17 protein-coding genes are annotated in these 24,220 nt (G+C 50.7%); 2 read left to right on the top strand and 15 right to left on the bottom strand.

All coding sequences use genetic code 11. From position 1 onward, the window contains the following. Positions 1-80 precede the first annotated feature (80 nt). The 10 genes from DFP95_RS05140 to DFP95_RS05095 all read right to left on the bottom strand — a co-directional run bounded on the left by DFP95_RS05140 (position 81) and on the right by DFP95_RS05095 (position 17,550). Complete coding sequence (locus DFP95_RS05140; RefSeq protein WP_115991516.1) at positions 81-1,481, bottom strand: ABC transporter substrate-binding protein; 1,401 nt, start codon at positions 1,479-1,481, stop codon at positions 81-83. A 134-nt stretch (positions 1,482-1,615) separates the two neighbouring features. Next, a complete protein-coding gene (locus DFP95_RS05135) occupies positions 1,616-2,410 on the bottom strand; it encodes a response regulator transcription factor (RefSeq protein ID WP_115991515.1) in 795 nt (264 codons plus the stop codon). Positions 2,411-2,413: 3 nt separating this feature from the next. Then, positions 2,414-4,168 (bottom strand): cache domain-containing sensor histidine kinase, encoded by a 1,755-nt coding sequence (locus DFP95_RS05130; protein ID WP_115991514.1) that lies wholly within the window; start codon positions 4,166-4,168, stop codon positions 2,414-2,416. Between the two features lie 293 nt (positions 4,169-4,461). Continuing rightward, positions 4,462-8,883, bottom strand: a complete 4,422-nt coding sequence (locus DFP95_RS05125; protein ID WP_115991513.1) for a S8 family serine peptidase — start codon at positions 8,881-8,883, stop codon at positions 4,462-4,464. A gap of 72 nt (positions 8,884-8,955) precedes the next feature. Further along, a complete protein-coding gene (locus tag DFP95_RS05120; RefSeq protein WP_115991512.1) occupies positions 8,956-12,477 on the bottom strand; it encodes a S8 family serine peptidase in 3,522 nt (1,173 codons plus the stop codon). Positions 12,478-13,289: 812 nt separating this feature from the next. Continuing rightward, positions 13,290-14,558: an ABC transporter permease gene (locus DFP95_RS05115; protein ID WP_115991511.1), complete on the bottom strand. Its 1,269-nt coding sequence runs from the start codon at positions 14,556-14,558 to the stop codon at positions 13,290-13,292. After that, positions 14,551-15,459, bottom strand: a complete 909-nt coding sequence (locus tag DFP95_RS05110; RefSeq protein WP_115991510.1) for an ABC transporter ATP-binding protein — start codon at positions 15,457-15,459, stop codon at positions 14,551-14,553. Before DFP95_RS05110 ends, DFP95_RS05115 begins: the two co-directional genes overlap by 8 nt. Then, a complete protein-coding gene (locus DFP95_RS05105) occupies positions 15,456-16,385 on the bottom strand; it encodes an ABC transporter ATP-binding protein (protein WP_115991509.1) in 930 nt (309 codons plus the stop codon). Before DFP95_RS05105 ends, DFP95_RS05110 begins: the two co-directional genes overlap by 4 nt. Continuing rightward, a complete protein-coding gene (locus DFP95_RS05100) occupies positions 16,382-16,789 on the bottom strand; it encodes a GntR family transcriptional regulator (protein ID WP_115991508.1) in 408 nt (135 codons plus the stop codon). The genes DFP95_RS05105 and DFP95_RS05100 overlap by 4 nt, the downstream gene beginning before the upstream one ends. Positions 16,790-16,818: 29 nt before the next feature. Further along, complete coding sequence (locus tag DFP95_RS05095; RefSeq protein WP_115991507.1) at positions 16,819-17,550, bottom strand: hypothetical protein; 732 nt, start codon at positions 17,548-17,550, stop codon at positions 16,819-16,821. Between the two features lie 170 nt (positions 17,551-17,720). On the opposite strand from DFP95_RS05095, the gene DFP95_RS05090 reads away from it, so the two are divergent. Continuing rightward, entirely contained in the window at positions 17,721-18,776 is a 1,056-nt protein-coding gene (locus DFP95_RS05090; protein ID WP_115991506.1) for a CAP domain-containing protein, read from the top strand. 75 nt (positions 18,777-18,851) lie between these two features. Here the strand turns inward: DFP95_RS05090 and DFP95_RS05085 are convergent, their stop codons facing one another. Then, positions 18,852-20,135, bottom strand: a complete 1,284-nt coding sequence (locus DFP95_RS05085; RefSeq protein WP_115991505.1) for a hypothetical protein — start codon at positions 20,133-20,135, stop codon at positions 18,852-18,854. Positions 20,136-20,295: 160 nt separating this feature from the next. Between DFP95_RS05085 and DFP95_RS05080 the strand changes: the two genes are divergently transcribed. Continuing rightward, entirely contained in the window at positions 20,296-21,237 is a 942-nt protein-coding gene (locus DFP95_RS05080; RefSeq protein ID WP_115991504.1) for an RluA family pseudouridine synthase, read from the top strand. A gap of 113 nt (positions 21,238-21,350) precedes the next feature. Here DFP95_RS05080 and DFP95_RS05075 read toward each other — a convergent pair whose 3' ends face one another. The 4 genes from DFP95_RS05075 to DFP95_RS05065 form a co-directional block, all read right to left on the bottom strand. Further along, a complete protein-coding gene (locus DFP95_RS05075; RefSeq protein WP_115991503.1) occupies positions 21,351-21,779 on the bottom strand; it encodes a DMT family transporter in 429 nt (142 codons plus the stop codon). 18 nt (positions 21,780-21,797) lie between these two features. Next, the gene (locus DFP95_RS05070; protein ID WP_181907264.1) at positions 21,798-22,496 is read right to left on the bottom strand and encodes a Crp/Fnr family transcriptional regulator; all 699 of its coding nucleotides are present in this window, start codon (positions 22,494-22,496) and stop codon (positions 21,798-21,800) included. 146 nt (positions 22,497-22,642) lie between these two features. Further along, positions 22,643-22,798 carry a hypothetical protein gene (locus tag DFP95_RS28805; protein WP_181907263.1) on the bottom strand — a complete coding sequence of 52 codons (156 nt, stop codon included), beginning with the start codon at positions 22,796-22,798 and terminating at the stop codon, positions 22,643-22,645. A gap of 67 nt (positions 22,799-22,865) precedes the next feature. Next, positions 22,866-24,209: a TcaA 3rd/4th domain-containing protein gene (locus tag DFP95_RS05065; RefSeq protein WP_115991501.1), complete on the bottom strand. Its 1,344-nt coding sequence runs from the start codon at positions 24,207-24,209 to the stop codon at positions 22,866-22,868. Positions 24,210-24,220 lie beyond the last annotated feature (11 nt).

Below are 24,220 nucleotides of genomic sequence, written 5' to 3'. Positions count from 1 at the left end.
TCCTTGCCGGTATCGATTTCGCCACCCGACGTACAAACGTCAAAAGGACGGGTCAAGATGCCCTTTTGACGTTTTGGGTTTTACCAGCCGGCGAGTCCGAGCTGCTGCGCTTGCTTCTCTACGTCTTTGTCGTACAACGCCGCGGCGTCGGCCGCCTTCCGTTTGCCCGATCCGACTTCTACCGTGATTTGCTCGAGACTTGGTCCTTTAATCGGCGAGACGTACTCGAGCGCCGGAGCCGTCTTGCCGGAATCGAAGTAGGGCAACATGTCTTTAACGACCTGCGGGACGTCATCTGGAATCGGTGCACCTTTGATGACGTAAGGGCCGGTCGGTTTCGCCACCTTGCCGACCTCGGCCATCCCCTCGGGTGAGGCTATGAAAGCCAGAAATTTCTTCGCTTCTTCCACATGCTGCGAATTTTTGTAAATATATGCCGCGGGCGGCATCCATACCGTAATTCCGTTCTTATCGGGACTATCGCCGGGCTGCGCGAAAAATCCGATATCGTCTATGCTCTCGGGATTGTTCTGTACGATGGTCGGGATGATGAAGGTGAGCATTGGATAATGCGCGCCCTTGCCTTCGGCTAACATTTTGATACCCGAATCCAAGTTTGCGGCCAGGTAATCCTTGTTCATATAGCCGACCGTCTCTTCAAGCTTCTCGAAGCTTCTTAATGCTGCGTACGTTGTCGCGTACTTTGCCTTATTCGCCGTGTAGTCGGCCGCGAAGTTCGGAGCTTCGGCCTGAACGTTGTAATAATCGGCGAGCATGATCAACTGCGAAGTCCACGATTCCTTGTAGGTACCTATAATGGCGGTAATACCCGCATCTTTGATCTTCTTGTTGTTCGCCATTAGTTCGGCCCAAGTCGTGGGTACGGTTAACCCAAGATCCGCATAGATTTTCTTGTTGTAGAACCAGCCTCCGCCCATCGATGAGTTCGTAGGAGCGCCGTATAGCTTGCCGCCAAAAGAAACGGTCTGTTTAAAGGAGTCGATCACCTCGGATTGCCAAGGCTCATTCGACACGTCCAGGATGTTCTGTTCCGGATTAAGCGCTTGCATAAGCGAGCCTGCGTTGTAGAAAAAGACGTCGTTCATGTCGCCGGTCGATAGCCGTGTCTTCACGAAGTTGTCGCCTTCGCTGCCAGCAGGACGCGTCTCCGTCTCGACCGTGATGTTCGGATTCTTCGCTTGGAATGCATCTACCAATGCTTTCGCTACATTCACCGCATCTTGCGAGTTATCGACGAGCAATGAGATCGTGACCTTGTCCTGCGGTTTGCTGGATTCGGTCTCCGATGGTGATTCGCTCGCGGACGATGATGCGCTAACAGATGGCGAAGCGCTCTCGGAAGGAGAGGCCTTGTCGTTGTTGTTCGAACCCCCGCAACCCGCTAATAAACTAGCAAATAACAGAACGCAAGATAGGACGGAGACAATTTTTCCCGATTTTCCTAAGCTCGGCTTTACCATGTACGGTTTCCCCCTGAATGTTATCGATTAACAAGTAATGGATGAAACTAGGGCCCGGGTTCCCATACCCTCATTATAAGTCCCGCTCCCGGCAACGATCAGTGAGTCATTTCATTGTTAGATGTCCGATTTTTTTAGATCGTTTCCCGATATTGTCCAGGGGTGGTGCCCGTGCATTTCTTGAATACTTCCGAGAAATGCCGATACGTATGATAACCGATGCGCTCGCTCACTTCATTAACCTTCAAGCCCTTGCGGAGCAACATCTTGGCCAGTTCCATCCGGTAACGGGTTAAGAATTTGATATAAGTTTCGCCTGTCTCCTCCTTGAACAGCACGCTTAGGTAAGCGGCATTCATGCCCACATGATCGGCGACCTCCTGCAGCGACAAGTCTCGGTTCACATGCTGTACAATGTAGGTGCGTGCCCTCTCGACCGCCGAGCTCTTCGGCGCATGGCCGACATCTAACGCTTGGTCATCTAAGCGTGCCTTATCCAGCAGCTCCCGCTGACTTTCCTCCCACTTCCTGCGGATATCCATCGTCTCCCGCCGACTAACGATTTGGCCGACCGCCTTGCGCAAGGATCGTTCCACGCTCGCGTCCGTTATTGGCTTCTCCAGATAATCGGTAACGCCCAGCTGGATCGCCTGCTTCACGTATTCGAATTCGTTAAAGCCGCTGAATACGATGCAGCAGGTATCATCGGCGTCGCGCAAGATTTCCTGAATAAGCTGAAGGCCATCCATCCCCGGCATTCGGATATCGGTCAATACGATGTCGGGTCTCTCTTGTCTGTAAACCTCAAGGGCCGTAATACCATCTCCCGCCGTTCCTACCAGTTCTATTCCTAGACCCGTCCAATCGATGAGCGTCCGCAACGCTTCGATTACGATGTACTCATCGTCGAATACGACAGCTTTAAGCATAACTTACGCCTCCTCGCGATAAGGTTTGAATCCTACTTCTACCTTGGTGCCCGTGCCCGCATCGCTCGTAATTCGGAAGAAGCTCGTCGCTCCGTAGTACAGCTCTATTCGTTCTCTCACGTTGGCTAGTCCGTAGCCTTGCCGGGTAACCGCCATATCTTCGATGCCTACCCCGTCGTCCTCGACGACGAACACGAGATAGTCTCCGTCTTTTCTCCCCGACACCTCGATCTTCCCTTCTCCAACCTTCGGCTCTAACCCATGATAGATCGCATTCTCGACGAGGGGCTGAACGATCAGCTTCAGAATTTCGATACCCATAATCGATTCGTCTATGTCCGCTCGATAGGTGAACCGATTGTTATACCGAATGTTCTGAATCGTCATGTAATGCTCGATATGCTGAAGCTCCTTATAGACGGGAATCGTTTCTTTGCCCTTATTCAGGCTGAGCTTGAAGCTCTCGGACAAGGAGAGGGCCATCTGGGCGGCCTCCTGATTCTTCTGCAATCGGGCCATCCAATAGATCGAATCCAGCGTGTTATATAGAAAATGGGGCTTGATTTGCGCCTGAAGCGCGCGCAGCTCGGCCTCCCTCTCCTTCAGCTCCGAATGGATGAGCCTCTCGGCTAATTCCTCGTTCTCCGACGAAATTCGCTTGAACGTTTCGCCGATCGTACCCACCTCGTCCCGCGAGAATTTACCGTCAAATTCCCTTTTTCCTTTGTTCCAATCGACCATCATCTTCTTGATCTGAATGAGCGGCTTAGTGATCGTGCCCGAAATGATGACCGATAGCAGCAATGCCACGAGCGCAATTAAAGAAGCGATCAACGTTGTCGCCGTGCCGATCCGATTAGACTGCTTCAGCAGTTCCTTCTTCTGGATAAGATGCAGTAACGTCCACCCCGTCGTCTGGTTGCGATACTCGCTGACCAAGTAACCTTGATCGCGCAGCTTGTTCACCGTAGCGGACAAGCTGCCTGCCGTTCTCGGCAAATCGATGGCGTTTCCCTCCGGATAAACCACCTCGAGCGCGCCTTGAGAGGAATCCACCGCCATGAACATCCCGTTATTATTGCTTCCGCTAAATACGCTGCCGAACATGGACTTCGATAGATTCACGATCAATAGGCCGATCGGTCTGCCTTTCGGATCTCCCGAGTCGCGGAATAGCTTGACCGTCGAGAAAGTATTGGAGGTGTCTCCAAGCACGTTATAGCTGAAGAACACCACTCTGCCTTTGGCGGCGACTGCTTCTTTGTACCAGTTCGATCCTTCAATGTCTTGTTTCTTCGTCGGCGTCTCATAGACGCCCGCGTCATCGGATTTTCTCAGGCAGTAAGTTTGGTAATAGAGGTCAAGCACGCATAGCGAGTCGACGTAACGCGAATCGTAAGAGTCGCTGTTGATAACCCTCTGCAGCCGATTGCTGGTCGTTGCGTTCATTTCGTTCTGCTGCACGCTCGAATTGACCTCGCTGTCTCGCAGATCGTTACGAATCTCATCGTTCAGGACGATCGAACGGTTCAGGTTCAAGATGTTGCGAAACAACAAATCGGCCACTTCGCTGGACGTCTCCAGGTGGTCGTTATTCGTCTGCGTATTGTTAAGCGTCAAGGTATCTTTGGCGATGTTAAAGGAAATATATCCGAGGAGGAACAGAGGGGGCACGGACAACAAAATCATTGCGAGCAAAAACCGACTTCTGACTTTGCGGAAACGGAACCGGGATAACAGCCTTGATGCCCATTTCATGAGTCCAACGCCCGCCTTTGATATCATAAACAGCCTGACAATGGAGGTCAGGCCGCATTCGACTTAATTATATAATATTATCCATTGCGGAGCGGAAAAAATAGTTCGGTTTTCATAGAATCGACGTCCGATTTTATTGGATGCGGCTTAAAGCACCAGTTTCACCGCGTTAATGCCCAGCTCGGCGTGGCAATCGTCCAATCCTGACGCGCGGCTCGATAAAGTTCGGAAAAGAGGCTCCTCAATGTCGGTGAATCACCGAACTTAAGGAGCCTCTTAAATGACGTATTAAGTTATTTCAGTTCAATCGCTTGTAGCAATTCGAATACTATTTTGGCCGCAGCTTCGCGAGTAGTCGACTCTGTCGGTTGGAAGTAAACGGCGCCATGCAGCTTAACGCCTTGCATTAATCCGGCCGACGAAACCATGCCGATACTCTCTTTCGCATAGGAGCCGAATTGTCCGGCGTCTTGATACGAGACAGCGGAATTCGTATCGACCTTAAGATCGAGAAGTTTAATCGCCCTGCCGAGCATCACAGTCAATTCTTGGCGACTAATCACAGCGTTAGGGCTAAATTTGCCGTTCGCACCCGTTACAAGACCCGCAGCAGATGCCGCGGCAACGGATTGGGAATACCAAGCGCCCGCATTAACGTCGCTAAACGATGAGGCTATCGTTGTTTTCTGCAATCCGAGCGCGTTCACAAGCATGGATGCAAATTCGGCGCGAGTGACGTTAGCCTTCGGCTTGAAGGCCGTCGGCGTTACGCCGTTCAAGATAAACTCATCGGCCAAAGACTGAATTTGACCTTTTGCCCAGGACTTATCGATATCCGTGAACGAGATGTGACGCTCAGCCACGGCGTATGCCGAGAAGCCCGGACGGCTAATCGTCACGATTGTGGAGCCGTCGCTCATCTTCTCGAAATGGGCCGGCACCGGATACACCTTACCGGATTCTTCATATAAAGCACCCGCGGAATCCGCATCGATGCCTTTAGGAAGCAGGAAGGCACGTTTGATCGCTTGCGAAGCCGTCAACTCAATCGGCGTCGCTACGCCGTTAATAACCGAGTTTGCTTCAAAGGAGTACGGAGTACCTAGCATCTTCGCTTCCGGATACGCCTTCTGGAATAGATTCGTATCATCCGTATTCTGCGAAATGGACAAAACCAAGCTGGCATCCGCAGCTAATCCGTTCAATACCGATACTGGCAGAGACACGGAAGCTTCATTCCACGAGAGAACGACCGAGCTTACACTAGAAGCGCCTTTCAAAATCTTCACTTGTTCAGGCGATAACTGTAGCTTAGACTCCGTGGAATCCTTCGATGACACGCCGATCACAATGGCAGTCCCGGACTGCTTCGCCTCATCGATCGCTTTTTGCAGCTCTGCATCGGTCACAGTCGCGATTAATTGTTTGCCTTGCGACTCCACGCTGGACTTAACCGTTACGGAAGGTTGTCCTTGATTCATGACCGCCACCATTACGTCCTTATTGTAATCCACTACATCGATTTCAGGAGGAGCTATGCCAATCGAACCGCTCGGCGGCGCAGGCGATGGCGATGGCTCTGGCGATGGTTCTGGCGATGGTTCTGGCGATGGTTCTGGGTCCGGATCTGGTGATGGCGTTGGCGTCGGCGTCGGCGTCGGCGTCGGCGATGGTGTCGGAGGATTTCCAGGGTTTCCATTTCCGGGATTTTCAGGACCCTCCGGATCAACCCATATCGTTCCGGTGTCCGCCCCCGGCACCGAATGGCCATAATCGACTGCGAATGATTTTATCGCAACTTCAACGTCATCCTCATTATAGGTTCCGTCCTCTAAAACATGGACACCCAGGATATAGAGCTTATACAACCCGCTATCTATTAGACTGCCGACAAGAAAGTTCCCAGCTTCGTCTATGCTTCCGTAAACATAGCTGCCATCGAATCTTTCAAAGGTGTATCGTCCAGGAGCGAAGAGGTTCAATTTTTTCGTGTTCTCGTCAATGTCTTTTAGCTCGGAAATGGTTCCGACATATTGTCCGTTGTTATCAATGATTTCAGCTTCGATATAGTTGATGTCGGTTGAATTCAAGGTAAACGAAATATCGGACGTCGTCCATTGCGGCGAGATCTTGTAATCCGACATTGTCAAATCATGCAATGCGAAATCATTGTCCCCGGTATCTTCTCCCACGTGAATGACAAAAGGAAGATGAAGCGCAGGTATGCCGACGGTATCGCTCTCCAGTACGACTTCGCCTTCATAAACGCCGTAGGCATCGCTAGATGCAGTAGCCATAAGCGCGAGAGTTTGAACTCCGGCATAAGGATCGTTAGAATCCGCTGGAGCTACTGTAATTTTCGGATTCTGTTGATCCGCAAAATTGATAAACTTTAATTGAATATCACTTCCGTCCGGCGTCGGAATCGGACCGTTAGGATCGGAAGTCACATCGGTATGCATTTCCACACGCGCCGTATAGGTCTGCTCAACACCCGACAAATTCTTAAGCTGCAAGGGTTTCACCGAAACCGCTCCGGGCGTCATCATACCGAAGCTTACATTACTAGCCTCGCTTGGCATTTCCGAATCTTCCATATTGCCGTATTCATCGTACTTGATAATATCGATATTATCCATCGCATGGAGCACGGCCGGCGTCTTCACCGCACGGGCGATATTGACAAGCCCCGACCCTTGGGAGTACACATCGTACAAGGTATCCGAGTCTTCATGAAGAACTTCCGCCGTGTTGGCGAGAGCAGCCCGGATATCCCGCGGCGACCAGTCCGGATGCGCCTCCTTCATAAGAAGCGCTAAGCCTGCCACGTGAGGCGTTGCCATACTTGTTCCGCTGATTCTGTTATAGGCTTGCGAGTAGTCCGGATCTCCGTATGTCGGCCACGAGGAATTGATATTCACTCCGGGTGCGCCAAGGTCGGGCTTAATGCTGTAATTCCCGTCCGAATTCGGCCCCCGCGAGCTGAACGAGGCGATTTTATTCCCGTCATCCGATATCGCTTGAAAGATCGAACCGAACGTAAACTTTAATTGCCCGCCCGGAGCAGCCGATATTTCCGCAGCGATAGCCCTTCCGTATGCTCCGGCCATATCGAACGTCGGAATACCGTGTTTAGTCGGACCCGTGTACAACCCTTCTCCGACAGGGCCGTTCCTTCCCGGTATATTCGGCGATAGATTCGGAACGTCCATGCCGCTCTCTTTCTTCTCGATTCCGTTAAACACGATTACGGCTTTGGCGCCATTCGCTTCGGCGTTCTCCGATTTTTCCAATAGGGAGTTAGATCCCCGCGAAACAAAAACGACTTTACCCGCGACGTCGACGCTTTGGAAATCCCTCTTCGTCCCTAAACCGACATACACGGCTTCTTGGCTATCCGCGAACATTTGCGCAAAATCGTCCTCTCCGGTTTTCCATCCCACCAGTTGAAGAGGCTCGTAAACGGCGGCCATAACCGAAGGATCGTCGGTTTTCGGCGTCGCGCCATCGATTGCATATTGAACGGATGAATTATAATAAGCGCTCTTGCCGGTAACGGCCGCTACCGATATGGCTAACTGCGCTCCCGCAGGGGATCCCATAGAGTAATAGTATTCACCAGAAGCACCCGCATTGCCGTTCGCGATAACGACGACGACCCCGTTGAGTACCGCATTATTAACCGCGATGGAATCCGGGGAGTTCGGATCCTTCTCCGCGTCGGAACCCAAAGACATATTAATAACGTCCATCCCGTCGATGACGGCATGTTCGATACCGTCGATGACCTGCGCGCTAGAGCCGCCTGCCGGCCCCAATACTTTGTAGGCATGCAGCTCCGCATTGTATGCGACCCCTTTCTGTACAATGTCGGCATCCGGATTCATTGCTCTTCCGACAATCGTTCCCGACACGTGCGTGCCGTGAAAGCTACCCTCGCTTTGCGGAGTCGGCAAATCCTCATAAGGATCGTCATCTTCATTCACTGAATCCCACCCGCCCGCATAAGCGGGAGCGATATCCGGATGAAAGTAATCGACCCCGGTATCCACGACTCCTATCTTCAGCGCTTCTCCGGTTTCTTGATTAATTCCGCTCAAGCCCATATCCCATGCTTCGTCGACGCCGATCTGCGCGAGCGGATCCATATCGTAGGTTGCGGCTGCCACAGACGCTTCGGGCTCGGCTACGGGAATAGGATAATAGTTAGCGTTCTTATGGATCGAAAGCACTCCGTCGATTTTCGCAAGTTCCGGAATTTGATTCGCTTGAATCGTCACTTCCATTCCGTTAAATACCGTATTGTATTTATAGTTGATCTCCATGCCGATGCCGTCGGAACTTGCAGCCCTCAGGAACGTCGATTGCTCCTCTACGACCGCTTGCTTCATGACGCTAGCGGATAAAGAACGACCTCCGGTCTGTTTCGCGGAATATTGCCTGACCGCTACAGGGTCTCCGCTTAACTGCACGATTACGTTAACCAGCTCCGAGGAAGTCGTGTTGATATCGGGTGAAATTACGTTTTCCGTTTTTTCGCCCTCAGACTTTAATTTGGAAGCAGATTGCCAGTCAGCATATAGATCGCCCGGACGAATCAGGCTGGAGCCCATCGACGGGCTGCTCGTCGCGGATGCGCCTGTTGCTAGCGTGTTCCATAGAATCAGCAGCGACGCGGACGCGTAAGCTATCTTAGTCAGATATGTTTTCTTCAAGTTGGGTTCCCCGTTTCAGAAAAGTTAGTTGCTTTACACCGCCGACGAATCTAGCACTATGAAACTTTTCGATTAATCCGACGATTTCGTGATCTCGAACGCATCAATAGAAATCAAGGTTCCTGAAGAAGTTTCGTTCTTCTCGTCCAAGTTTTCCATTTTGATCGTGTGCTGACCCTCGCCGAGGTTTTCGGATACGAACACTGGCACCCTCATGAAGAACTTCTCGCTATAGAGATCGATAACGGCGACGGGCTGATCATCGATGTAAATTCTGGCTTTGCCTCGGTTATTTCCCGTATTCGCCAGCAGCTTTACCTTCGAGCCCCTGAAGTTCAATTGGACGTAATCTCCGGCCTTACTCGACACTCTAGCCGTACCGCCGGAGTGAAGAGCCGAAACATTCATGTTCCATGCGCCTTTATATTGAACTAGCGAATCGTTATTCGACATTCCGGACAACGGATAAGCCTCTTCGATTATCATTTTCTTGTCATTAGTAGGTACATCCGCCGGAGAACCGGAAACGACTAAGAAGTCCACGTTAATGAAGAGCGCCGCATGATCCCGACCGTCCTTCGGGTTCAGATTATCGGCCGACCACTCTATCGTAATGGTATGGAAACCATAGGGGAGAGTGCTCTTATAGATGGATTGCTTGGCCGTTAACGCATTGCTGACCAAGGACGGAGAAGCGACCTTCACCCCATCGATGTAGACATTCGCCTTTCCTTGGTCCTTGTTCTTGAAGCCGATCCATTCGATTTTCGACCCCGTGAACGAGAAGTTAGCTTTTCCGGAGGAATTAAGCTGCTTCGCCGCCCCCCCCGAGAACTCCGAATTGGAAACCGAGAACCATGCGCCCTCAAAGTCTATCTTGTCGGACGTATCCTCATAGATTCCCGCAGCGTTGTCGCGAGGGATGGAGAACGAATATTTACCGCTACCCTCATACGCGAATACGTCTACGTAATAATATCCGGTTTCCGGTGCCAGGAACGAGATGCTTTCGTTCGAAGTCCCCGAATTCTCGGAACTAGAGATCATCCCTTCTGCTTGGGTTACCGTGACCGCGGATGGACCGTATACATAGAGATCGAAATCCGTGCCCGCATCTCCCGTCAACTTCACATTGAGCTTATCTCCCTTGTTCAAATGCTTGAAATAGACGTCGTCCTTGTCTGCATTCGAATCAAGCACTCCGTCAAGACTCTCTCCGCGGATAGGCATTCCGGAAATATCGTCATCCGTTAAAGCGCGGTTTGCATTGATTAACTTCCCGCTCGCCGTATACCTTTTGAGATCAGGAAGATCCCTTCCGCTCACCATGATTCTTTCTTTAAGAATCGAATTGCTTTCTTCCGGAGTCTGACTCATGATGAGCGCCGCAACTCCGCTTGCATTCGCGGCAGCGAGCTGGGACCCATCCAAATTGACATCCAACCAATTGGGATTCATGCCGTAAGTATAATCGCCCACGGGTACTTCCAAGTTGATCTTCGCGATAGACGGATCGTTCGAACGAATAAAGTCCATTGTAGGGTAAGCATTTTCGTTAAACAGACTGAATCTAAATCCATCGAAAATCGTTCCCGGGGCGCCTTGGAAATGATTCCAATATTCGTTGTACGCAAGATTTTCTCTGACATAATCCAAATGCAGCATATTCTTCAAGAAATAAGAGTTTTCGATTCCATAAATCGTGTCCAGCCCGTTCAGAAACAAGTTTCCGCCTTGATTCAAATAGGCTGTCAGATTCGCTTGATCGTTCTGGGTCAACGTCGTGATCGGCGGCGTGCCTTCAACCCCGTACGCTTCGCTCGTAAACCAAACGACGATAGGATACTCTTTCAAAGTCTTTAACGACGGCCCCTCATTGTCGGTCGGGTTTCCGTATGCGTCTTTGGAATAAACCGTGACCGTATCGAACGTGTAGCCGGCGTCTATAAGGAACTGTTGATAAAGCCCCTTAGCGCTTTTAGGGTCGTCATCCATTTGGTCATCTTGAACGAGAAGAACTTTCGTAGACGGGGATAACGGGTCCAATCCGAAGAATCCCAAAGATTTCTCAAACGCCGTCGATCTTAAAATATCGCTAGCATTGCCGATGTTCTCCAGCCCAAAAGAATTGAAGATAGCTTTATATTTCGGAGTCTCTATTTGAGCCCCTAATCCAATATCTACGCTAGGATAAGTAGACAATTGAAACGAACTCGGAGCAGCGATATCGACGGAATCAAATCCGTATCTCGAATCCCACATGAGGCCCGTTGTATCGGCTGCTACCCCGGCGACGGATAAGATGTTATCGCTGTCATAGGATGCGGGATAGACGGGATCTTCATCGTTGTCTCTGACATTTTCTTCTAAAACGCCAGCCGTTGCCACGAAAAACATCGACGAAGCATCGATTGCATCCTCCAAAGCCTGACTGTGATAAGGGATAGACCAGCTTACGTTAACGATTCTGGCTCCCATGTATTCCGCATACTGAATCCCTTTGATGGCATCGGAAATATATCCGTCTAAGTTATTCGGCCCCAGAACCTTGATCGGCATGATCTTCGCCTTAGGCGCGACACCGGCAATACCGATATTGTTCTGAGCTTCGGCCGCGATTAAGCCCGCCACTTGCGTTCCGTGACTATCAACGTCCGCCATGTCGTACACGGTTTCGTCCTGATTGTAAAAATCCCATCCATGAACGTCATCCACGAATCCGTTTCCGTCATCATCGATACCGTTACCGGGAATTTCTTTCGCATTCGTCCAAATGTTATTCTTCAAATCCGGGTGCGTGATATCGACGCCCGTATCCAGGACGGCCACGACGACATCCTCGCCCATCGTATGCTCCCATGCTTCGGGCACGTCCATATCTTGACCGTCAATTACATTTACGGCTTCTACATATTGACCGACATTATGCAGGCCCCACTGATCGCCGAAACGCGGATCGTTAGGAAGCTCGGCTTCCGCGATTCCCGCAGTCGGTTGTTCCGATGCTTTCGAGGCCTTCGCGTCAATCCCGCCGACTGGCTTAGCTCCGGCCGGGGAAGTACCGATGTTGCCGGCTTTGCCGCCGTTAATCTTATAATCAGGCTCGGCGTATAGGACGCTCGGATCTTTTTGGAGCTTGGCAACAACGTCGTTCACTTTCGCGCCCTTCGGAACTTGAAATACTTCAAGGCCGGATTCGGCGAGCTTAAGCCTCTCTTTTAACGCATATTTCGCTTGGAATTGGGATACGTTCAGTCCGCTCTTATATTTCACGATAATTCGATCCGTTGAAGGATCGGCTATATTCGCTGCGCCGCCTCTGAATAAAGCGTCTTTTGTTCCACCCTCTAAGGCGGGCGGAACTAGACTGGCGCTATCGCTTGCGGATTTGTCCGGAGTCTTCACGCCTTGATTTGAAATCGGCGTTGCCGCTTGCCACTGACTTTTCCTTGGCTTGTTTTTTTCTCCCTGCGTCGAAGACGGGAAAAGACTTGCCGACTCGGCGCGAATTCTGCTAATCGGCGATACGGAAGCGATTATTAGCAATGCAGAGAGCCCGATCGTCAAAGTCAGTTTTGCTGTATTTATTTTCAAAATTATCTCTCCTTATGTTAGAAATGAACTTTTGAATAAATATTAATATATTAGTATAAAATTAGCAGAAAAAACACTGAATTCACCACCTCTCATTCCCTTTACACGATTTTCATATCCACCTTTCTTCTAATTAATTTAATAAAACGTTTTCTATGTTAGATTACATTACACCAACATGACTCATAACCTACAGATGAATCTATCAAACAAAATAATTCGTGTCAATATTTTCCGAATATTGCCTACCTCAATTTAAACTAAAAAGTAAATATTCAAAAAATTACCATTTCAACAACGCTGTTAATGTCATAGTATTTCGCAAGGATGATAATATTTGAACAAAAAAACAAAAAAGAGCTCTAAAAAAAATTGAGAGCTTCACTGCGCCGCCGATATTCAACTGCCTTGTTTCCTACGCTGCTACAATTGTAACAGCGCTTATTATTTATGTCCCTTAATCTGTGGAAGGTACATCAGTTAACAGTTTGGGACCGGCAATTCATTCGATAGAAACCCTTTGCATAATCAACCAATTTCGCAAAGCGTTCCTTGTAAGACACCATTACCGATAATAAATTCTTTTTGGTTCAACTCTACTTTTTTGTTGCCTCTTAAGGCCGCAAATTCTGGTGCGCAATAATTTTACGTCATCCAAGTAAACATTCTTCCACGCAAAAAGCCAATGAGATCAGGAGTTTGATCTCATTGGCTCGATAACTAGTCTTATTTGTAACCAATAAAAGTCTCAAATGATGTTGTACTCAGTCTGAATTATAACCACCATCACTATAACGAGGTTTTCAAAGTACTTAAACCTTATAAGCCCGCATAGCCTTCGCGATTTCTTTCACCGACGGGCGTTTGCCGTACATCAGAACGCCGACGCGGTAGATCTTCGCGGAGAGCCAGCCGATTCCGAGAATCGAGGCCAACAGGATTCCGATGGACAGAACGATCTCCCACCAAGCCGGTTCGGCCAAGCCGATCCTGAGGAACATGAGGAACGGCGAGAAGAACGGGATATATTGGCACACCAGAATCAGAATATGATCCGGATGCGTGAGTCCGAACAAAGCGATGTAGAAGCCGACCAGCGTAAGCATCGTAACCGGGAGCAGCGCTTGGCCGAGATCCTCCGTCCGGCTGACGATCGACCCGATCGCGGCGAACAGCGTCGCGTACAGGAAGAAGCCCGCCAAGTAGAATAATACCGCGTATACGACCAAGGACATATCGAGCACGCTTAAGTCGATTCCGAGTTGATCGAGCGATTCGGAATTGTGAGGCAGCATAAGATTGGCTACCAAAGCGCCGATGAGAATGATGAGCTGAACCATGGCTACGATGAATGTTCCGAGAATTTTGCCCCACATCTGCTTCAACGGGGAAACGCTCGTCACGATAATCTCCATGACGCGGGAGCTCTTCTCGGCCGTGATCTCAGTAGCGATCAATTGACCGCTGATCATTACCGCCATGAACAGCAGAATGATCATCACATAAGTGAGGGCGATAGCCATCCCTTGCTCTTCCTCGGTTTTGCCTTGTTCATTGGAGAAGCTGACCTTCTGCGTCTCCAGCGATACCGGCGTGGACAATTGAGTTTTCTGCTCGTCGCTCATGCCGGCGTCCTTGATGATCATATCCGTCTTGACCTTCTGGAGTGCTCCCGTCAAGGACGAGGACGTACCGCCTTCGAACGCGCTCTTCGCGTTATAGGTCGTTTTCGGGAATCCGGTTGCCGCATCGTCCGCGAAGAGCAGATATCCGCTGACATCGCCCTTCTCTAGAGCATCCTTTAACTGTTGCTCCGAACCGGCAATGGATACGAGCTCGATATCGGGCTCGGGCAATTGTCCGTAATAATCCTTCAGCCCCTGCACGACGGCGGGCTGTTGACCTTCCGCATAGCCGACTTTCGTGGCCTTGTCTCCCCCGCTGAGCTTATCGATTAAGTATGGAAGATTTCCGACAACGACAAGCAATACCGCCAATACTAATGTCATGATTATGAAAGCCTTGCTCCGCATTTTGTTCCGAAGAGTAAATACCAGCACCGTCCATAAGCCGTTATTCATGGTTTTCACCTACCGTCTTAATGAAGATTTCGTTAAGCGTCGGCTCCATCACTTCGAAGCGCGTAATCGGACCTTGCGACATCGCATGCTGCAGAATTCGTTGACCGGCATCCGGCAAGCTCACTTTGAGCTCGTAACCGCCATGCTCGTGACGAATGACTTTCTCGACACCGGCGATCGATTCCAAGCCGGCGATACTGCCTTCCGCGGCCGTCACCATGACCCGCTCCTGCGGAAATTTCTTCTTGATGTCTTTGATCGGTCCTTGCAGTACCGGGTTGGACTTATGCATGATCGTAATATTGCGGCATAACTCTTCCACGTGCTCCATACGGTGAGTGGAGAATACGATACTCGTGCCGCCGTCGCGAAGCTCCTTGACCGTCGATTTCAGCAGCTCTACGTTGACCGGATCCAATCCGCTGAACGCTTCGTCGAGGATAAGAATTTTAGGATTATGGATGACGGCCGCGATAAATTGAATTTTTTGTTGATTTCCCTTGGACAGCTCTTCGACCTTCTTGCCGTAATATTCGGGTACCTGAAACTTATCGAGCCAACGCTTCAGGTTCTGGTCGGCATCCTTGCGGGACATTCCGCGGAGCTGAGCCAGATAAACAATTTGTTCGTTCACCTTGATCTTCGGATACATGCCCCTCTCCTCCGGTAAGTACCCCAGCATGCTAAGCTGCTCTTTGCCGTAGGCTTTGCCCAGATAACGAATGTTGCCCTCGTCCGGTAAAATAAGTCCCAAAACCATGCGCATCGTCGTTGTTTTGCCGGCACCGTTGGCACCAAGCAATCCGTAAATTTCACCCTCCGCCACATTGAAGCTGAGGCCGTTTACCGCCGTTTTGTCGCCATAATTTTTAATGATTCGTTCGACTTGAAGCGAGTTCATCGTTTAGCTTCCTCCTTCCGGATCAAACAGCTTAATATATCTTCCAGTTCCATGCGCTGAACCGCCAGCACCTGAAATCCGTTAGAACGGCAATAGGCTTCCCCTTGCTCGGGCTCGTTCACTTCCAAGCGGTACACGCCGGGTCCGGCTTCCGCCAATCCTTGCAAACCAGGAGTTCGCTGCAGCGCCTCGTTACCGAAGCCTTTGGCTTCATGCTGTTGTACGACTATCGTTCTCCAATCGTCCAGAAGTCGATCTTTCTCGTATAAACCCAAAATCTTTCCCCGATTGAGAAACAGGATATAGTCCGCCAACCGCCTGATTTCTTCCAGGATGTGAGTAGCGAGAATCAAAGTACGATCGCCCGGCTCCAAGTAGCGTTGTAACTCTTCAAGCATCGTCTTCCAAGCAAACGGATCGAGGCCGGACGAAGGTTCATCCAACAACAGCAGCTCGGGATCGTGCGCCAACGTGATAGCAAGCTCGACTTTTCGTCGCATCCCCTTGGACAGCTTAGATAATTTTACGCTACCGTCCACGTCGAAATGCCGCAATAGCTTGCGATACCGCTCCCAATCCCATCCGGGATACCAGTGGGAGGCGAATTGGGCCTTCTCGTCGGCGGTAAAGCTATTCTCGTGAGCATGAGGGTTTTCCGCAAGAAAGCCGATTCGAGCTTTGTATGAATCGTCTTCCCCGAAATCAATCTTCGATCCCAGCACCTCGATCTCGCCCGATTGGAGAGGCTCTAGCCCGAGGATAGCTCGGAATAACGTGCTCTTACCGGAGCCGTTCGGTCCGACGATAGCCGTAACCATCCCGCGGGGAATCTCGCAATGAAGCGGGCCAAGAGTAAACTTATCATGCTGCAGCTTGATTCCTCGCAACGATATCGCCGTATTCGTTCCTAAGCTCATGGCCGTCATCGTATTTCCCCCTTGTGTTCCTCCGTCTTACCGCGAATGATCCTCTCGAAGATCGTTTTCAACTCCTCTGGCGTGCATTGCAGACGTAACGCTTCGTCCACCGCGCGTTCCAGTTCCTCGGCAGCCCGTTCCAACCGATGTTCGTCTTTAGCAACAAGCTCCACTCCCGCAACGAAGGTGCCCGTTCCTTGCCTCGTTCGGATTAAGCCTTCGTTCTCCAAATCCTGATACACTCTTCGAACGGTAATGGCGCTGCATTTCAGCGAGACCGCAAGCTCCCGGATGGAAGGAAGCAGCGTGCCTTCCGCCAATTGCCCGCCGAGGATGAGCCCGCGAAGCTGCACCTCGATCTGGTGGTATAGCGGTTCAGGACGTTGTTCGTCTATGCGTATCGGCAGCCACACAAGCTCACCTCGCTTTCAGTCGATGAGGATTAGAAAGTCATCGATCTCGATTTAATTCGTCGTATCGTTGCCCGATAGCCGCCCCAGGTCGCTAACCCGGCTATGATGGCCAACCCGAGTATCATAACGCCGCCGTAGCCATCGGCGATAAGCCGAAGGATTCCTTGGAACAAATAAATTTTCTGCCATGCGAGCACTATGCTTAGGATGGACGTCAATGCCATGTATCCAAAATAGAGAACGACGTATTTCTTGGCGCTGAATCCGAGCTCAAGCCAAACGTAATAGGCATTTCCGATCAGTGCGTATATCCCCCAGATGAGTCCGTGCACCAACCACTGCGCAGGCGATACCGCATCCCGGAAATGTGGAGCCATCGCATACTGGAGGACAAGGAATATTGTACCGGAGATCGGAATCGTGAGCATGGATTGCAACAACCTCGCTTGAACGATCGCGCGAATGGGAATCGGCATCGTTCTCCAATGGGCAAGCCGTTTGGAATAATAATCGTCGCGCCACATCCCGAAAGCGGATTTATTCATCACCAAGCCGAATATGGGAAACATCGTCAAGTATAACCAATCGGTTATGCCGTTTACGGCTCTAGGTTCTTGATCGTATCCCCCATATAAACCGTCAAGGTTAAGACTGATTATGGCACCCAAATATACCGCGAATATAAGCGTAAAAATAAGTCCGAATCGTTCCCGTTTCCATATATAAGACCCGAGAAACTTCAATGCTTGCCGGTGGCTCATGGGAATTCCTCCCTAATCACTGTTCATGTGTGTATATCCATATACACACTATACACGGTGAATCGCTAATCGTCAAGCTGACAGGAATAACCTTTTTTGCCGAGAATAAATATAGGACGAACATCGCTTATTGTTCATAATCGCATTCTCCCCGAAAGCGAGCTGACAACATGGAACGTAAACCGATTTCCTATGCCTTCAAGATTGCCGTCGTCCTTTCGTTTATGCTATCGCTCCTGACAGGACAAGCTTTCGCGGCATCATCCCTATCGGATAGCAAGCTTCCTGCGAGAACGGCTCAGGAGATCAAAGCACAATGGACCAAGCTCATGAATCCGTCCGCCGACTTCAATATTCCTTTCGTGCGCCAGCCGACCGTCGCATCGCCATATACTCCCGGAATATTAAAGCCGCAATATATTCTCGACGGCGTTAATGCCGTCAACTTCTATCGATTCATCAGCGGACTGCCGCACGACGTCATTTCGACTTCGTCGCTTAACGCGCAAGCCCAATACGGTTCCGTTCTGATGGCAGCCGAAGATAACTTCAGCCACACGCCTCCCAAACCGGCCGACATGCCGCAAAGCTTTTTCGCCAAAGGATTGGCTTCCACTAGCAGCGCCAATATATACGCCTCCTCCGGATTCGACGATCATATCGTCGCCCACTCTGTCGGGGCATACATGGAAGACTCCGACACCGGCAATCTTCCCGTTCTCGGACACCGCAGATGGATTCTGAATCCACCTCTATTGAAGGTAGGCTTCGGTCTTGCCGATAGCGAGGACGATTGGTCCTATTCCGCGATGCAAGTATTCGATAAGAGCCGCCCGAAGACCGTCGACTACGACTACGTCGCATACCCTGCGGCGGGAGCCTTTCCAGTAGAAATATTCGATTCGTATTACGCGTGGTCGATCAGCCTTAACATGATAAAGTTCAAGCTACCCGTCGAGAGCGGCATCAAAGTGTACGTCAAGCGTCTCAGCGACAAAAAAACATGGATGTTGTCCTCGAAAAACGGAAAGGTATCGGAGAAGGGGGCTTACTTTAACTTAGAGACCCACGGATACGGCTCCGGAACGGCGATTATTTTCCGTCCGGACGGCATCGCGAAATTTAAGGCGGGGGATCGATACACGGTTACCGTGACGGGACTTAAAACTCTTAAAGGAACTAGCCGTCCGTTAACATACACCGTCAATTTCATGAGCGTTACATAGTGCATGCTTTAATCGTTTATTCCGGCAGAAGCATGGCACCGCAGCCTAGGGAAAGGAAGGCCTTCACGTCAAAGGCTAAATCTTCTGCTCGGAAGGGGAAGCCGTCTCTTGCGGCTTCCGTTTGGTTGCGGCCAGCAGTTCGCTTAACATCTTGTCCTTATGGGTCTCCGTTTTATGTTTGTTCGATCCTTTGAGGTAGGAAGGCTTCATATTGCCGAATCTTTGCAATTGTTTGGACATGTTATGTTTGTTCCGTATTTCTTGATTGTTTTTATTATCCGAAGGCTTCATATCCGCAACCTGACCATTCTTCAACAGATGGCGTAGCGTTTCGTTTTTCTTGCGGTGTTCTTCGCGCATTTGTTTCTCCGCGTTCTCCGGATTATGCTCACTGTACGCGAGCAGTTCCGATGCGGATGCTTGCATGGGATATCCGTTGTTTATTCCGGATTTCCCGACAAATTCGACGCCCATTTTCTCCATGGGAACGTTATTCTTCTCGAGCTGCTTTACCGTCTGAATCATTTGCTTAGAGCCCGGGCGATAATGTCCGCTCGTATCGGATACCAATTCGACTTGGCCATCGCGGACTTGCATTTCCCCCGCTCCCGCTACATCATCTCCTCCTAAGAAGCTGGAATGATGGAAACGTTGCATTTGGTTTCGATTCGCATCCTTAGCCTCTTGCGAACGTTGCTTGTTTTCTTTGATGGCATCCGCCGAGTAAAACTCCCCCTGCCAGTCCATCGCGAAAATATGCCGATCGGCTTTTGCCCCTTCCGCCCCGGGTCTTTCTGCTCCGATTGAATTCGTATGGCTGTTATCCGATTTGTTGGTTAGTCGGCCCTGTTCGTCGAATTCGCGCTTGTAAGGGGTACGTTTGTCGTCGGTATCCGCATAAAAGGTCGTAGACTCCATATCTGCCGCCATGTGCGGATAAGGTTTCTGGGGAAGAATGTCGTAACGTCTCATCCCGTCTCCCATCGGTTTCATGGAAAAACCATTGATCTCCGCCTCTTCGGATTCCATATCGTCTACCGACTCGTTTCCCCTCCCGTAATTGCCATCGCTCTCATACGGGTTTCTTTCATATGGGTTTCTTTCATATGGGTTTCTTTCATATGGGTTGATCGTATATGGATCAGTCTTGTTTCCGTCCGTCGCCGAGGACGCGAGCAGTTGCTGCGTGGCCTGATTTCCGACAGTTTGTTGCAGTTCCGGTTCGGATTCTTGCTGTCTATGCGCACCTAACATGTGCTGTTGTCGATGTCCGCCAATGGTCGGAGTGCGGGTCGCCGATCTTACAGCGCCGATAAAAGGCGATCGATTATGGGAATTTGCGTTACTGCGCTCTCTCATTATGGAACCCGTCCCCTGTTATCAATGTTATGTCCGTATCCTATATGTTAAGCGCGATCCCATCAAGCAACTAAAGTTGTACGTTCTGCCCGAGCGCGAAATAGGGTATAATTAATCCACCTGCAATAATGCAACGTGCGAAAGGAAAGAATGATTCCCTATGAGAAACGGAAACAAACCGCCCCGCCCCCATGGCGGGGCTTTTAACCGGAGCCAAACGCCTCCGAAAACTTTCAAGGTAACGGAGAGCGGCGAGCTACTATTGTTCCTGTTGGACAAGCTCGCGCCGCAAGGACGGAACTCCGTCAAGTCGTTACTCGCACATGGCCAAGTGTCGGTCGACGATCGTGTAGAGAAGCTATATAATCATCCGCTGCGCGCGGGTCAAATCGTTACGGTGCGCAAAGACCGGACGACGGTCGCTCCTCCGCTCGTCGGACTTCGGATTCTTCACGAGGACGACGCGATCATCGTGGTCAACAAAGACGCCGGACTGCTCTCCATCGCGACGGACAAGGAAACCGAACTGACCGCATACCGGCAGCTAACCGCGCACGTCCGGCTCGACAATCCGACTAACCGTATTTTCGTCCTGCACCGATTGGATCGGGAAACCTCGGGAGTGATGATGTTCGCCAAAAGCGAGAAAGTCCAGCAGAAAATGCAAGAGGGCTGGAAGGATATCGTGAAGGAGCGCATGTACGTGGCGTTGGTAGAAGGCATGGTGAAGAAAACCCAAGGAACGATCACCTCCTGGCTCAAGGAAACCTCGACGCTTAAGATGTACTCCAGCTTTACTCCGAACGACGGACAGCACGCGGTAACCCATTATAAAGTGATCCGGGCAAGCCGAAATTACTCTCTGTTGGAGGTTCATCTGGAAACCGGCCGCAAAAACCAGATCCGCGTTCATATGCAGGACATCGGCCACCCGGTCGCGAACGACAAAAAATACGGCGCCAAGACGAAGCCGTTCTCCCGGTTAGGCTTGCATGCCCGCGTGCTCGCCTTCGAGCATCCGACGACAGGCAAGCTAATGCGCTTCGAGACGGACGTTCCGAAGCAATTCCTCAGCCAGTTCAAGGAAGAACCTACCTCGTAAACGCTAAGAGGCGGCTATGATGCCGTCTCTTTTTCATTGACGCCTTCCGCGCAGAAAAAATCCCGCAACGCTCGTCTGAGCGAAGGGGATTCGAAGGAAGCTATTCGCCTATTCTATTTATACTTAAACACGACGACGCCCGCGATCATAACTCCTATACCGATCAATCTGTTCGCCGAGAGCGCGACCTTGTCGACGCCGAACCAACCGAAGCTTTCCACGGCCAACGCCCCGATAAGCTGGACGATCAGCATAATGGCGATCGCATAAGCCGGATTAAGCGCCGTGACGGACTTCATCGCGCTGAACACGATAATGACGCCCATGCACCCTCCTAGCAGGTAAAGCTTGTTGACGCCTTGCATCTTGGACAGACTTCCGTCTTTGATCAGCAAGAACAGAATCAACGAGACGACGAATCCCGACCCGTGAACGATGACGTTCGTGAGCCAGAAGCCCGCTCTCTCGCTTACACGAACGTTGAATATGCTTTGCATGCTGACCATAATTCCCGCGACGATCGCATAGATCGCTCCTACCATGCCGATAACCCCCATGCTTTAGCTGTACAAATTGCCGTTCGCCAGCTGCTTCAACCGTTGAATGTCTTTCACGAACAGAGAACCCCTTGTGCGCTCCACGATACCCTCCTCGGCGAATTGAGAGATGACCCGATTCAGATGACGGTAACTCGTGCCCAGCATCTCCGCGATCTCGGTCAGCTTCCCCGTCTTGATCTCTTCGATCTGCGCTTGATCGTTATCGTCCATGGTAATGGAAACGAGATAACTGGCGAATCGCGTCTCTACCGGATACAGCAAATTCAAGCTCGAGGCGTTAGAGAAGGTATGGAGCTTATAGGCTAGGTGTTTCATGACGAACCGAAGAAAAGCCGGATCTTGATACGCCGTTTCCTCGAGAGCCTGCCGATGAATTCCTATGAATATCGTATCGTTCACCGACTCCACCGTGCTTCGCGCGGTTAGATCGTTAAGCATTTCTAAATCCCCGATCGTGCTGAGCGGGTTGTAGAAGCGTATGAGAATAGACTTCCCGTTGGGCAGTACGCGGTAGATTTTGATTTTGCCTTTCACGAGCATGAACAAGTGATCGATAGGGTCGTCAACCGAGCAGACGTTTTCGCCTTTATCGAAGGAGTAGAGCTCCATCGCGGCTTCCGTTCCCATGTTGAATAGACCGCTTATCCGATGCTGATCCATTAAGCTCCTTAGCGCCTCCGGATCATTGATTTTCTTCATATTAACCACCCTGAACGGAAATGAACGGACACGGATCCCTGTAATTACCCATTGTATAGGCATTATTCCCCTCGCAAAAGGACATATGTCCCAATACGCAAAAAAAAAGAAGCTCCGTATCCCGAGGATCGGAAGCTTCTCTCTCCTTACTTTCCTTTTCGCAACCATAGCGAGGTCTTCAGGATCTTGCGCTTCGCTCCGCCGACGGAAGGCGCACCCGCAAGCCTCCCCCGATACCTCGGCACGAGTCTTGCCCCCGCTTTGACCCGTCTCCGAACAACGATCATCAACCGAACCACCATCCTCATCCCCGTTAAACCTTTAATCGATATATGAGAATGAAGCCGCGGCGGATTGTGTGCCTGCCTATTACTCGTAAACCTTCGTGTTTACCGCTCCGACGTCGAAGGAGTCAGTCAAGCTCCAATCCGAGACCTCCCATCGGCCATTCGAGTACTGTAATTCGTACTGCGTATAGTTCGTACCGTCCGCGAGCTCCGGCTCCGCGCCGAAGCCGCCGTAGTAGAATACTTCGCTATAATCGAGGCGTGCTTTGACGGATGCCGTATACGTTTCCTCGTCGTATTGGTTAACGTCGAAGCCTTCCAGATCGAAGGACAACTTGCGAAGCTCGCCCTTATAATATTCGTCGGTATCTACCATGTCGGCGAAATACTCCGTCAGATCGGCGATCCGGTCCGGACTCACGCTGCGAATTTTGTCGACGTCGCGCGCCTCGAATCCGTCCATCCAACTGGACGCGAAATCATAAGCCGCGTCCATGATTTCTTCTTTATCGGTTTCGTCCAATTCGTCAATCTTAAAGGTGAGCTGATCCGTATCGATAGCAAGCTCCTCGCTCTTCGTCTTGCCCCAAGGGTACTCCATCTCCACGCGCATTTTGTTGGAGCCGTCTATCGCGATCGGCCCGATCCTCTGCCCGTCCCCCACGACTAAGTCGATGTCATAGTCGTTAATGATAATTCTTGCGTAGCTGTTGCTGGCAGTTACGTTTACGTAATCGCCCTCAAGCTCGATATCCACCGTATCCCGGTAGCTTCCCATCGGGAACAAGGCTACCTTTTCCTTGCTAGCAAGAGTCGTATACTCTCCTTGGTACTGGGCCTCGATCTCATACTGACCGGGAAGGAAAGGTCCGATCTCGACCGTTGACCCGTCCTCGCCGGCAGTCGCGAGCTCTTCGCCGTCAACCCGGATTGCGGCGCCTTCGTAATTCGTTCGTACCGGAATCCTATATCGTTTGATCTTAAATTCGTAGTCATCGTATAAGAACCATCGTTTCTTGTCCTTCTTGCTCAAGTAAACGAACGCCGCGTCTTCGTCATTATCGAACGATTGCGCTTCGCCCGACCTAAGACGCTTCCCCTCGGAACGAAGGCGCTCCATCAACGTATCCAATTCTGCCTTATCTGCCTTCAGATACTCCGCGATGCCTTCGGCCGTCTTCCGTTCGAATGGAATGTCCTCGTTAGATGACGACAGCAGCTTAAGCAGCTTGTCGGCTTCGTCCGCTTGTACCGCATGCTCGAATCTATCCAACAGCCTTTGTTCATCCGTTAAATACTTGCCCAGGCAATACGCCCCGGCAATTAGTAGAAGGATGGCTATTAATCCGCTTGCTATAAATATGGCGGCCTTCTTCGAAAGCTTGATCGCTAGCTTCTTAGGTTGTACGGGTGCGATCTCAATCACCTCGCTCTTGA

It is taken from the genome of Cohnella lupini (assembly GCF_003386205.1).
Classification (GTDB): domain Bacteria; phylum Bacillota; class Bacilli; order Paenibacillales; family Paenibacillaceae; genus Cohnella; species Cohnella lupini.
This window is presented reverse-complemented; position numbering and strand designations above follow the sequence as displayed.